The sequence below is a fragment of the Paraburkholderia sp. SECH2 genome (assembly GCF_030464795.1).
Classification (GTDB): Bacteria; Pseudomonadota; Gammaproteobacteria; order Burkholderiales; family Burkholderiaceae; genus Paraburkholderia; species Paraburkholderia aspalathi.
Map to the genome: position 1 here is coordinate 27,963 of NZ_JALPRH010000021.1, position 12,717 is coordinate 40,679.

A 12,717-nucleotide genomic window follows, 5' to 3' on the forward strand; every position below is an offset into this window, starting at 1 on the left:
TCTGAGCGCGTCTTTAGTGCCCGCGGAACAGGTTCATGATGTCCTGCTTTTCCTGTTCGCCGACCTGCTCGGGCGCGGCCGCGGACGCACCGCTCGCCTCGGCATCCAGCGCTGCCTGACTGATACCGACCGTCGAGACGAATCCGTGGCCCGGCGTGAACTCGTCGAAATACAGTTCTGAGCCGAGCTCGGTCACACCGTCGGGCATCGGCATCTTGTAGTCCGGCACACCCTTGAGCGCGCGCGCCATGTATTCGATCCAAACCGGCAACGCGAGGCCGCCGCCCGTTTCCTTATCGCCGAGACTGCGCGGGTTGTCGTAACCGATCCACGCGATCGCTGTGAGCGTGTGCTGATAGCCGCCGAACCACGCATCGCGCGAATCGTTCGTCGTGCCGGTCTTGCCGCCGAGGTCGGTACGTTTCAGCACGTTGCTCTTCGCGCCCGTGCCTCGTTGCGCGACGCTTTGCAGCAGGCTGTTCATCACATATGCATTGCGCGGTTCGATCGCGTGCGGCGCGCTCTGCTCGGCGACCAGCGGTTGCGCGTGCGCCACGACGATGCCGCGCTGATCGGTGACTTCCGCGATCAGATACGGGTTGATGCGATAGCCGCCGTTAGCAAACACCGAGAACGCGCCGGCCATCTGCAAGGGCGTAACGAGTCCCGCGCCGAGCGCCATCGGGAGGTAAGCTGGGTGACGATCCGCGTCGAAGCCGAAACGCGTGATGTATTGCTGCGCGTACTTGGTGCCGATGTGGTTCAGGATGCGAATCGACACGAGGTTCTTCGACTTCTGCAGGGCGGTGCGCATGGTCATAGGACCATCGAAACCGCCGCCGTAGTTCTTCGGTTCCCACGCCTGGCCGCCCGTCTCCGCAGCGCTGAAAAAGAGCGGCGCATCGTTGATCACCGTGGCCGGTCCGAGCCCCTTTTCGAGCGAGGCCGAATAGATGAACGGCTTGAAGCTCGAGCCCGGTTGACGCCACGCCTGGGTCACGTGGTTGAACTTGTTCTTGTTGAAGTCGAAACCGCCGACCAGCGCGCGAATCGCGCCATCCTGCGGCACCACCGAAACGAATGCGCCTTCCACTTGAGGCAACTGCGTGATCGACCAGTTGCCCTCGTCATCCTTCACGACGCGAATGATCGCGCCGGGCCGCACGCGTTGATTCGGCTGCGCGCGCGTGCCGAGCGCGAACTGCGCGAAGCGCAGGCCGTCGCCCTGAATGGTCGCGACGTTGCCGTCGATGAAGGTGGCCTGCACCTGCTTCGGGCTCGCCGCCGTGACCACCGCGGCGATGATTTCACCGTTGTCGGGATGTTCGAGCAACGCGTCGTCGATGGCCTGTTCGCGGTCGTCCGCATCGGACGGCAAATCGATAAACGCTTCCGGCCCGCGATAGCCGTGGCGCCGTTCGTAGTCCATCAGACCTTTGCGCAGCGCCCGGTAAGCAACGTCCTGGTCGGCCGAGTCGATGGTGGTCACCACGTTCAGCCCACGCGTGTACGCCTCTTCGCGATACTGCGCGTACATCATCTGCCGCACCATTTCCGCGACGTATTCCGCGTGCACGCTGAATTCCTTGCCCGCGCCCTTGACAATCAGCGGCTGCCTGCTTGCCTCGTCGTATTGTTCCTGAGTGATGTAGTGCAGTTCGTACATGCGCTGCAGGATGTACTCCTGGCGGATCTTCGCGCGCTTCGGATTGACCACCGGGTTATACGCGGACGGCGCCTTCGGCAAACCCGCCAGCATGGCGGATTCCGCCAGGGTCAGGTCCTTCAGATCTTTGCCGAAGTAGACCCGCGCCGCGCTCGCGAAGCCATACGCACGCTGACCGAGATAGATCTGATTCATGTACACCTCGAGAATCTGATCTTTCGACAGCTTCGACTCGATCTTGTACGCGAGCAGCATCTCGTAGATCTTGCGCGTGTAGGTCTTTTCACTCGACAGGAAGAAGTTGCGCGCCACCTGCATGGTGATCGTGCTGGCGCCTTGCGTGGCGTGGCCGTTGGTCAGTGCGACGAAGCCGGCGCGCGCAATGCCTGTGAGGTCGACGCCGCCGTGATCGTAGAAGCGCGCGTCTTCAATCGCCAACACGGCTTTCTTCAGGCTATCCGGCACGTCCTGGATATGGACGATATCGCGCCGTTCTTCACCGAATTCGCCGATCAGCACGTGGTCGGCCGTATAGATGCGCAATGGCACCTTCGGCCGGTAGTCGGTCAGCGCATCGAGCGACGGCAGGTTCGGCGTTGCTACCACCAGCGCATAACCGAGCACCAGCAGCACGCACAGGATGCCTGCGACGATCAGACCCACCAGGCCGATGATGAGCTTGAGCCACAGGGGGCGTTTGCGCTTCTGCGGCGCGGGCGGCGGAGACGTGGGAGACGTGGATTGCATATGGGCACCAAAAAACAGTCCCGCGATTATAGCCGCCTCGCTTTTCAGCTTTCGGCGTGCTTACTGACAGTTCTTGACAAGTCTGCACGCCGCGCGCGGGAATGACTTCACTGTAGACGCTTTGATGGCCGAGAGGGCGCGCGTCGCGCAACGTTAGCCATTCGGCTGAGTGTCGCGCGGCGGCGCGGCTAAGCACAATCCTCACTCGTTACTCGCGTTCGAATGGTTCGTCGCGTGAGTCTGAGGGAGGGCGTGATGACATTCAAAAGTTCGTGGCTTCAAGGTGTGCAACTCGGCGCGCAGCGTTTCGCGGCGGGCATCGATGTGGGTTCGCAGGCGGTGCGGCTGGTCGTGGTGAGTCAGCATTCGCGCGCACGTGCCGCGCTGCACATCGAACATGCGAGCACCGTGCCGCTCGGCGCGGGCGCAATGGCCGGTACGGAGATCGCCGACCGGCATGCGGTGGCGCGTGCGTTGCGTGACGCATTCGCGGGGCTGCCGCGCGCGTGTGCGACGCATGCATTGCGCTGCGCGATGGCGCTGCCCGCCTCGGCCACGTTGACCACTACCGTGCCGCTCACACGGCTTGCCGCGCTCGCCGGTTGCGTGGGAGACGGCGGGCATGAACTCGCCGAACTCGAACCGGCGGTGATGAGCGAAGTCGAGCGCATCGCAGGCCTCGAGCGGCACGCGTTGGCGGTCGACTGGTTCGTCGACGAAACGCGTTCGCCAATCCGTTCGGTGACGATCGCCGCAACCGCACGCCAGCATCTCGAAGCGCGTATCGAATGCGCCGCGACCGCCGGCATCTCGCTCACCGCGATCGATGGCGAGCCGCACGCGGCATTGCGCGCCATGCGCTACGCGGCCAGTCACGAACTCGATCCGCACGAACCCTATGTCGCGCTCTGGATCGGCACGGACGGCGTGTATGGCTGGCGCATCGTCGACGATTGCCTGGTCGGTGAAATGCGCTACCCGGCTCCCGAACACGCCGATCTCGCTGACGCGTTGCGTGATCTTGTCCACGGCCCCGTACTCGATTGTGCGTTGTTGAGCGGCGAGGTCGATCTGCTCGACAGCGTGGGTTTCTCGATCGCGGATATCGCCGATGTGTTGGGTTGCACCGTGATGCCGTTCGAGTGTGCGGCGCTGGGTGGGCGCGCACGTCAACTGCACGATCCGCTGTTGCACGAGCCGGCTGCCGCGGTCGCATTCGGACTTGCGTTGCGCGGAGTACTCGAATGATGCGCGGTCTGCAGCCCCGTTTGGATCCGGCGGCCCCGGACACGCGTGCTTCTACGCGTGGCGTGCGCTTCACACAGCCGTGGCTCGGCGGCTTCAACCTGCTGCCGTACAGGCAACGCAACGCCCGGCTCGCGCGCCGGCGGCGTCTGCTCGAATGGTTTGCCGCCGCGCTAGCCGGTTTTGCGGCCGTGTTCGCGTTAGTCGGATGGCAGGCATTCGAAAGGGCGCGGCTGGATGCGCGGCGCGCGTCGGTCGAACAATCGCTTGCGCAACTGGCCGAGCCGCTCGCCGAGCACACCAGATTGTTGCGGGTGCAGGACGAACAACGCAAAGGCGTGGCGCGTGCGATGAACTTGTCCGAGCCACTTACGCATTTGCGCGACCTGCTGGATGCACTGAGTTTTGAACCCGGTGACGGTGTGGTGTTGCAGCAGATGCGGCAGCGCGAGCATGAGACGGAGTTGCTCGCGACCTCGCGCGGACATATCGCATCGGCCGAGTGGCTCAAACGCTTGAGCGCGATCCGCGGTGTGAAGGGCGCCGAGGTGAGCGATCTGCGTCGCTCGGCGTCACGCAGCAGTCCGGTGGCGGCGGCCAGCGTGAGCGGCCCGATCGAATTCGGAGCGCATCTGCGTTGGGGCGACCCGCCGAAGAAAACAGCCCATACGTCGGGCCTCGCCGCGCAACGTCACATGAAATCTGAACAGTCAGGAGATACGAAATGAGTACGACTTTTGTCGGGTTCGGCGGCGCGGCCAGCGCGCGGCCAGCGCTTTCTCAGTGGATGACGCGCGTGCGCGTGCCGCTCGCTGCCTGGAGTCGTCGGCGCCGTTGGGCGGTTGCGTTGCTGATCGCTGCAGTGGTGTTCGGACTTGGCACGCATGGTTGGGTTGTGGCGGATCTCGGCGGCATCGAGGCGAGCCGTGCGGCATTGGAGGCGGCCACGCGGCACCTCACTGACGCGCACCGTGCGCTGACGCAATTGCCCGCGCTGCGTCGGGACGTTGCCGCCATGCCGGGTGCACAGTTGCCTGCGCCATGGACCTCCGCGGACGACGTGCGGATCGTATCCGAACTCGCGGCGCAGAATAGCGTCTCGTTGCTCTCGGTAGAACCGGGTGCTGCCAGTGGCTCAGGTGCCGAAAGCATGCGTCCTGTGCAACTCACCGCGCACACCGATTTCGTTCACCTGATGGCATTTCTGCGCGGCCTGTCGGATCTGCCGGTGCTGATCGTGCCCGTCGATGTGACGGTCAAGCGCGATGCGGATTGGTTAGCGGTGAAAGCAACGCTGCACGTATTCAGCGCGCTGAGGCCGCTGCCTTCAACTGCGAATGCGGACGCGTTCGCCGACGAAAGCCTCGATTCGGATGACGAAGAAAATATCGTGTTCTTCGACCCGTTCTCGCTTCCGCAGATGCTTGCGTCCGGTGAGCCGCCGCCTGATGCTTCGCAGCTGCGCCTCGTCGGCTTGCTGCACGATCGCACGCGCGGACTTGCCTTGCTAGATACGCCGGATGGTGCGACCACCGTCGTGTCCGGGCAGCAACTCGGCACCGAGCGCGTCACGCGGCTCGACGCGCTCAGCATCACGCTGGCAAATGGCGGCGTGACACGCACGCTGGCACTGACGGGGACGTCCTGATGAGGTTGATGAAGACGTTCGGTTTTGCGGAGTCGCGCGTCGGCGTTCGTGTGTGGTTTGGTTCGGGCGTGTGTCGCGGCTTGTCTGGAAGGATGCGTGCGAGCCCAGTTTGCAACTTGGTTCGCAGCTCGATTCACAATCCGCTTTGCAGCCTGCTTCGCAATCCGATTCGCAGCCTGATCGCATGCATGGCGATAAGCGTCGGCATCGTGCATGCTTCGACGCCACCGTTGCCGCCGCTGCCCGCATACATGCCGCTCGACGACGCCATTACGGCGCCCGAAGCCCGATACGATGTACCGCCCTTACCGCGCGGCATCGCTGCCGAAGTACCCAACCCGTTCCGCGACAATTCCGTCGCCGACTCTGGCGTATCGCGAGGGACGGCACCCGCTGACATCGGACGCGCTGACGACCTTGCCGACGACGCAGACGGTTCGGTGCCACTACGGAGGCAATCCGCGATGTCGGCGCACAACGACGCCAAGGGAACCTCGGCGCTCGAAGGGCCGCCGGTGCCGCTGCCTCCGCTTGCGCGCTTAAGCAACGCACCGAAAACACCCGACGACGCCAAACTCGCCGCAGACGACAAACCGATCTCACTTAACTTCCAGCGCGCGGAACTCGGTGCGGTGCTCAACGCGTTCGCCCAGTTCACCGGCCTGAACATCGTCGCGAGTGAGAGAGTGCGCGGCGCCGTCTCATTGCGACTCGACAAGGTGCCGTGGCGCACCGCGTTCGACACCTTGCTCGACGTCAACGGGCTGGCCATGGAGCGCCACGGCAACGTGATCTGGGTCGCGCCGATCGCGGAGCTGGCCGCGCGCGAACGGCAGCGTTTCGAAGCGCACGCGAGAGCCGCCGATCTCGAACCGCTCGCAAGCCGCACGTTCGAGCTGCACTACGCGCGGGCCGAAGACGTGCGGCGCCTGCTGACCGGCGCCGGTAACCAGCGCGTGCTGTCCAAACGCGGCGCCGCGACGGCCGATCCGCGTACCAATCTGCTGTTCGTCACCGATCTCGAAGGACGCCTCGCGCAAATCACGGCGCTGCTTGCTTCCGTCGACCGGCCGACCCGTCAGGTGTTGATCGAAGCACGCATCGTCGAGGGAGAGCACGGCTTTTCGCGCAATCTCGGCGTACGGCTCTCAATGGCGGCCACCAGCGCCGACGGCACCGCCCGAGGCCTGACCGGCGGCGCGGACGGCACCGTGTACGATCTGTCAGCGCGTCCGATTTCCGGTTTCGATGCCGCCACCGCCGGGCTGACCTTGTTCGCAGCCGGCGCGACGCGGCTCCTGAACATCGAGCTGAGCGCGCTGGAGGCCGAAGGGCGCGGCGAAATCGTCTCGAGCCCCCGCGTCGTGACGGCGGACCGCATGAAAGCGGTTGTCGAGCAAGGCACAGAGCTGCCGTATCAGGCAAAAGTGGGGCAGGGCGTGTCGGGCGTGCAGTTTCGCCGCGCTACGCTCAAACTGGAGGTCGAGCCGCAAATCATGCCGGACGGTAGAGTGGTGCTGGACCTCGACGTCGCCAAAGACAGCGTCGGCGAGCAGACCGACGCCGGGCCCGCGATTAATACCAAACACGTGCAAACGCGCGTCGAAGTCGAAGATGGTGGTACGGTGTCGATCGGCGGAATTTACGCGACCGACAACCGGGACGATGTGACGCGGGTGCCGCTCCTGGGCAAAATACCGGTTTTAGGCGCGCTTTTCCGCCATCGGGCCCATCGGGACCAGCGCAGTGAACTGGCAGTTTTCATCACGCCGCGCGTCGTTCAGACAAATTAGGGGCACGCTGCCGCCGCTCTCCAGCGGCGGCCTGCAGGCTCGACAAGGCAGCCGCTTTGCCAGTAAGCTGCGGCACGAACCATACCGGATTAGCCAGAGGGACACCGTTGCAAGCGCGGGACGCACACGCCAATGTATTTTTTGTAGGGCTCATGGGGGCAGGCAAAACCACCGTGGGCCGGGCCATTGCGCGCCGTCTCGATCGCCCGTTCTTCGATTCCGACCATGAAATCGAGGCGCGTACGGGCGCGCGCATCCCGGTGATCTTCGAGCTGGAAGGCGAAGCGGGCTTTCGCGATCGCGAAGCGCACGTGATTTCCGACCTGACCGGGCGCGACAATATCGTGCTGGCCACGGGCGGCGGCGCGGTGCTGCGGCCGGAAAACCGCGAAGCGCTGCAAAATCGGGGTGTGGTGATCTATTTGCGCGCCAATCCGCACGATCTGTGGCTGCGCACCCGACGCGACAAGAATCGCCCGCTTTTGCAGACTGAAGACCCCAAAGCGCGCCTCGAGGCGCTCTACGAAGTACGCGATCCGCTATACCGGGAATGCGCGCACTTCGTGATCGAAACTGGCCGGCCCTCGGTCAACGGACTCGTCAACATGGTTCTGATGCAGCTCGAGATGGCCGGCGTCGCCAAACATCCTGCGTCATAATGGACCGTATGATTACCGTCAATGTCGAACTGGGCGAGCGCGCCTACCCCATCCATATCGGTGCCGATCTGATCGGCCAGACCGCGTTGTTCGCGCCGCATATCGCCGGCAGTTCGGTCACTATCGTCACGAACACCACGGTTGACCCGCTGTACGGTGACAAGCTGCGCGCCGCGCTGGCGCCGCTTGGCAAGCAGGTGTCCACGGTTGTTTTGCCCGACGGCGAAGCGTACAAGAACCTCGAAACCCTGAACCTGATTTTCGACGCGCTGCTGGGCTCGCGCGCCGATCGCAAGACCACGCTGATTGCCTTGGGCGGCGGCGTGATCGGCGACATGACGGGGTTTGCCGCAGCGTGCTACATGCGCGGTGTGCCGTTCATTCAGGTACCGACTACGTTGCTATCGCAGGTGGATTCGTCGGTGGGCGGCAAGACTGGCATCAACCATCCGCTTGGCAAGAACATGATCGGCGCGTTCTACCAGCCGCAGGCCGTGATCGCCGACATCGGCGCGCTGCGCACGCTGCCGGCGCGTGAACTGGCGGCGGGCGTCGCTGAAGTGATCAAGACCGGCGCGATTGCCGACGCCGGTTTCTTCAGTTGGATCGAAGCGAACGTCGAAGCGCTCAATCGCTGCGAGCCCGAAGTGCTGGCCTTGGCGGTCAAGCGCTCGTGTGAGATCAAGGCGTCAGTCGTGGCGCAGGACGAGCGCGAAGGCGGGCTGCGCGCGATCCTCAATTTCGGCCACACCTTCGGCCACGCGATCGAAGCCGGACTCGGCTACGGCGAATGGCTGCACGGCGAGGCGGTGGGCTGCGGGATGGTGATGGCGGCGGACCTGTCCGTGCGCATGGGTTATCTCGACGAAGCGGCGCGCAAGCGTCTGGTCGACGTGATCGTTGCCGCGCATCTGCCCACCCGGGCGCCTGCGCTCGGCGAGTCGCGTTATGTCGACCTCATGCGGGTCGACAAGAAGGCTGAAGCCGGCGCGATCAAATTCATTCTGCTGAAGCGTTTCGGTGAGACGCTGATCACCCAGGCGCCCGACGCCGAGGTGCACGCCACGCTGGCCGCCGCCGTCTAGACCGACCCGGCAGAGGCTTCGCAGCAAGGCAGCACGTACGAGCGTCACGAGGCGCCGCCCATGTTTCGGAGAATCCGGTGACTGACAGGCGCAGCGACGATGTAAAGCATGACCCGGCAGGCACGCCCGTGAGCGGCGTGCCGTCGCAGGAAGCACTCGAAGCGCACCTCGCGCCGTATGCGGCACGTTCTGCTCAATCGCGCGGACGCCGCTATCCCGAAGCCGCGCCCAGCGCGCGCACCGAATTCCAGCGCGATCGCGACCGCATTGTCCATTCGACGGCGTTCCGCCGGCTCGAATACAAAACCCAGGTATTCGTGAATCACGAGGGCGATCTGTTTCGCACGCGACTCACCCATAGCCTGGAAGTCGCGCAGATCGCCCGTTCGGTGGCTCGCAATCTGCGCGTCAACGAAGACCTCGTTGAAGCCATTTCGCTTGCACACGATCTCGGTCATACACCGTTCGGCCATGCGGGCCAGGACGCGCTGAACGAATGTATGCGCGAGCATGGCGGCTTCGAACACAATCTGCAAAGCCTCGCGGTGGTCGACGATCTGGAGGAGCACTACGGCGCGTTCAACGGCCTGAATCTGTGCTTCGAAACGCGGGAAGGCATTCTCAAGCACTGCTCGCGCGAGAATGCGCGGCGCCTCGGCGCGCTCGGCGAGCGCTTTCTGGAGGGGCGGCAGCCTTCCATCGAAGCGCAGATCGCCAATGTCGCCGATGAGATCGCGTACAACAACCACGACGTCGACGACGGCTTGCGCTCGGGCTTGCTCACGGTGGAGCAGCTTGCCGAAGTGGAGTTATGGCAGACGCACTACGTGGCGGCGCGCGGCGACTTTCCGCAGATCGAAGGGCGCCGGCTGATTCACGAGACGGTGCGCCGCATCATCAATACGTTGATCGTCGACCTGATCGATACGACCTCGCTCAATCTTGCAAAGCATGCGCCGGCTTCGCTGGACGCAGTGCGCGCCGCACCGCCGCTGGTCGCGCATAGCGAAGCAATCGCCGCGCAGGCGGCGGTGCTCAAGCGTTTCCTGTTCAAAAATCTGTACCGCCACTATCGCGTGATGCGCATGGCCAATAAGGCCCGCCGCGTGGTGGCCGGTTTGTTCGATGCGTTCACCGAAGATTCGCGGCTATTGCCACCCGGTTATCAATCAACGGACGCGTCGCAGCAACCGCGCCTGATCGCCCATTACATCGCGGGCATGACGGATCGATACGCGGTGAAGGAGTATCAACGGCTGTTCGTAATCGACGACAACTAAACGGGCCTGCACCGACGGGCGTCGGCGCAAAAAGGCCGCCGCGATGGCGGCCCGTCTCGCTGCTCGTTGCAAAAACCCGCCTAGCGCACCCGCGATGCGAACAGCGCACCCGCGATCAGCGCAACGCCGCCGACGATCGCAATCGTCTGCCAGGGGTTTTCGTGCACGTAGTCGTCGGCGTCGGCGATCGCCACTTCAGCGCGTTCGCGCATGGCTTCGCGGGTGTCGTTCAGGCGCTCGCGAGCGGTGTCGAGCTGCTTGCGCAGTTTGCTGCGCAGCGCCACTGCATCCGCCTGGGTGCCGTCCGCCAGGGTGGATTCGAGTTCCGACATCAGCGTGCGCAGTTCACCTGCGATATCTTCGGCCGCGTGGCGGCTATGGCGAGCGATACGCCGCGCACGGCGGCTGGTGGTGGTCCAGGATTCGCCGAGGGCGTCTCGCGTGTTCGGAAGTGTTGTCATGGTCGCTCCGTCGATGAGATGAGGATGAAAAAGGTCCCACGCTGGCATAGAGATACACGTCGCCACGCGGGAAACACTTCGAGAGCGCAACTTCGGTGCCAAACCCCAAGCCCCTACGCACCGTGGCGCGGGCCGCGATTCCTCAGCAGATATTGCACGAGCCGGCCCGCTTGCTGGTCAAATTTACAAACGCACGCTCGCACTTGCCCCGCTGGATGATCGCCACACACACCGCGAACAGCCCTTCCACGCGCACCAAATGAAAAACGCCGTCATTGGATGATGACAGCGTTGTCCAAGCCGCGAAAATTCGACTACCCTAACTAAACGGCCCCAATTTCGTGACGCGTTAGAAACGGTAACCGATGTTGACGTAGGTAACGATCGGGTTCAGCTTGATCTTGGTTTGCGATTGCACATTCAGCGTGCCGACCGGCGTGTTTGCGGCGGTGCTGAGCTTGGCGGTCGTGCTGAGCGGCAGGTACGAGACCGAGACGCCCGCGAACCAGTGCTGGTTGAACGCATAGGTGAAACCCGCATTAAACACCGGCTCCCACGAACTATCCGTAGAGACGCTGGTCGGACCATGCAGAACGTTTGCCTCGAATGCGCCGTTGGTGATCTTTTCGTCGGTGAACCAGATGCGGCTTACACCGATGCCGAGATACGGGCGGAAGGTGGCGGTCGGGGCGTTGAAGTAGTACTTGAACAGCAGAGTCGGGCTCCACTGTTTCGCCTGACCCAGCTTGCCGAATTGGGCGAGGCTGCCCGAGCCTTCAAGGTCGAACGAAGGTGGGACGCCGATCACGAACTCGGTCGCGATGTGATCTGTGATGAAGTAGCCGGCGGTGAAGCCAAGAGTGTCGGCTGAACTGAGTGATGCGCCGGTGTTGGCTTCGGTGATGTTGGTCGGGCTGCCGCCAATGCTTGTCACTTTCAACGGGTCGCTGCTCGATTGAGGCGCAAGATGGAACCAGCCTGATGTGACGTAAAAGCTTCCGGCCGATTGCGCGTGCGCTGCCGTTGTCATGCAGGCTAGCGCCGCGATCCCCGTTACGGCCTGTTTTAATTTCATATGTGCTCCTCCAAAAAAGGCCCGCTCATTATGACTACAACGTTTGAAACAAACCATACGCGGCGGTTAGAGCTTTCTCCCTAGGCTCCGCGTGGTTTCTGGCTTAGCCGTGCTGCGCCGAACCCCGGGCGCGCGCGGTTCTTCGGACCTTCGGGTATGTACCAACGCGACTATTGGATACTCCAGCATGGCACGGCTTGCACGTCTCTATGTCCCTGACCAGCCGCAGCACGTCATCCTCCGTGGACTCGATCAGCAGCCCGCATTCGTCGACGACCAGGACTACGAGCTTTTCATCGACTGTTTAAAAGCGGCTTCACGCGACCATCACTTGTCCATCCACGCGTATGCGTTGATGCCTGGCTCTGTCCAACTGCTCGTCACGCCCACTGAGGAGTCGAGCCTGCCGAAGGCGATGCAGGCGGTGGGGCGCCGCTACGTTGCGCACTTCAACCGGCGTTACGCGCGCCGCGGCACCCTGTGGGAGGGCCGCTACCGTGCCACGGTCATTGAAGGTGAGCGGTATTTCCTGCTGGCGAGCCGCGTAGTTGAGATGTCGCCGGTGCGAGCCGGGCTGGTGAGCGCGCCCGAGGACTACCGCTGGTCGAGCTACCGGCATCACATCGGCCTCACGCTCGACAGCCTGATTACCGACCACCCGTTGTACTGGTCGCTCGGCAACACGCCGTTCGAACGACAGCGCGCTTACCGCGAGTTGTGCGAGCAGCCGCTCGACGAACGCGAAGCCAGTCAGCTTCAGCAGGCCACCCTGAAAGGTTGGGTTCTGGGCAGCGACACCTACCGCGAATGGGCGGCGCGGGCCGCCAACCGGCGTGTTTCGCCGCTGCCGCGCGGCCGGCCGCGCAAGGTCCGCGAGACACCGCAGACGCAATAAAACGTTCCATATCAAAGGGCTGCACCCGAAACGGCATCTTCGCATGCCGTTTTCTTTTGCACCTTTTTGATGTGGCACCAATAAAAAATAGCCGCAATGCACCAACTTGATAATTGGGGTTCGAACATCACGTTTTATTTGCTATTCCGTTGATTCGTCGCGT

Annotated in this window: 11 protein-coding genes; 8 read left to right on the plus strand and 3 right to left on the minus strand. The window is 63.4% G+C overall.

The genetic code is table 11. The features are described 5' to 3' along the window. Positions 1 to 13: 13 nt before the first annotated feature. Complete coding sequence (locus M0D66_RS27800; RefSeq protein WP_200650938.1) at positions 14 to 2,413, minus strand: penicillin-binding protein 1A; 2,400 nt, start codon at positions 2,411 to 2,413, stop codon at positions 14 to 16. A gap of 255 nt (positions 2,414 to 2,668) precedes the next feature. Here M0D66_RS27800 and pilM point away from each other — a divergent pair, with 255 nt between their 5' ends. From pilM to M0D66_RS27835, 7 genes are all read left to right on the plus strand, one after another. Then, positions 2,669 to 3,661 carry a type IV pilus biogenesis protein PilM gene (pilM, locus tag M0D66_RS27805; RefSeq protein ID WP_211703574.1) on the plus strand — a complete coding sequence of 331 codons (993 nt, stop codon included), beginning with the start codon at positions 2,669 to 2,671 and terminating at the stop codon, positions 3,659 to 3,661. Then, positions 3,661 to 4,386, plus strand: coding sequence for a fimbrial assembly protein (locus tag M0D66_RS27810; RefSeq protein WP_266212292.1), 726 nt, complete (start codon positions 3,661 to 3,663; stop codon positions 4,384 to 4,386). The genes pilM and M0D66_RS27810 overlap by 1 nt, the downstream gene beginning before the upstream one ends. After that, on the plus strand, positions 4,383 to 5,306 hold the full coding sequence (locus M0D66_RS27815; protein WP_211703573.1) for a hypothetical protein: 924 nt from the start codon (positions 4,383 to 4,385) through the stop codon (positions 5,304 to 5,306). Before M0D66_RS27810 ends, M0D66_RS27815 begins: the two co-directional genes overlap by 4 nt. Positions 5,307 to 5,494: 188 nt before the next feature. Beyond that, entirely contained in the window at positions 5,495 to 7,099 is a 1,605-nt protein-coding gene (locus M0D66_RS27820) for a type IV pilus secretin PilQ (RefSeq protein WP_266212269.1), read from the plus strand. Positions 7,100 to 7,206: 107 nt separating this feature from the next. Beyond that, positions 7,207 to 7,758 (plus strand): shikimate kinase, encoded by a 552-nt coding sequence (locus tag M0D66_RS27825; RefSeq protein WP_093643398.1) that lies wholly within the window; start codon positions 7,207 to 7,209, stop codon positions 7,756 to 7,758. Continuing rightward, positions 7,758 to 8,843 (plus strand): 3-dehydroquinate synthase, encoded by a 1,086-nt coding sequence (gene aroB / locus M0D66_RS27830; protein WP_200619838.1) that lies wholly within the window; start codon positions 7,758 to 7,760, stop codon positions 8,841 to 8,843. Before M0D66_RS27825 ends, aroB begins: the two co-directional genes overlap by 1 nt. A 77-nt stretch (positions 8,844 to 8,920) precedes the next feature. Continuing rightward, positions 8,921 to 10,123: a deoxyguanosinetriphosphate triphosphohydrolase gene (locus tag M0D66_RS27835; RefSeq protein WP_200650941.1), complete on the plus strand. Its 1,203-nt coding sequence runs from the start codon at positions 8,921 to 8,923 to the stop codon at positions 10,121 to 10,123. Positions 10,124 to 10,203: 80 nt separating this feature from the next. Here M0D66_RS27835 and M0D66_RS27840 read toward each other — a convergent pair whose 3' ends face one another. Together M0D66_RS27840 and M0D66_RS27845 are read right to left on the minus strand one after the other, a co-directional pair. Next, complete coding sequence (locus M0D66_RS27840; protein ID WP_093643400.1) at positions 10,204 to 10,584, minus strand: YqjD family protein; 381 nt, start codon at positions 10,582 to 10,584, stop codon at positions 10,204 to 10,206. A gap of 349 nt (positions 10,585 to 10,933) precedes the next feature. Beyond that, complete coding sequence (locus M0D66_RS27845) at positions 10,934 to 11,659, minus strand: OmpW family protein (RefSeq protein ID WP_200619836.1); 726 nt, start codon at positions 11,657 to 11,659, stop codon at positions 10,934 to 10,936. A 187-nt stretch (positions 11,660 to 11,846) separates the two neighbouring features. Here M0D66_RS27845 and M0D66_RS27850 point away from each other — a divergent pair, with 187 nt between their 5' ends. Further along, a complete protein-coding gene (locus tag M0D66_RS27850; RefSeq protein WP_054036587.1) occupies positions 11,847 to 12,554 on the plus strand; it encodes a transposase in 708 nt (235 codons plus the stop codon). Positions 12,555 to 12,717: the final 163 nt, after the last annotated feature.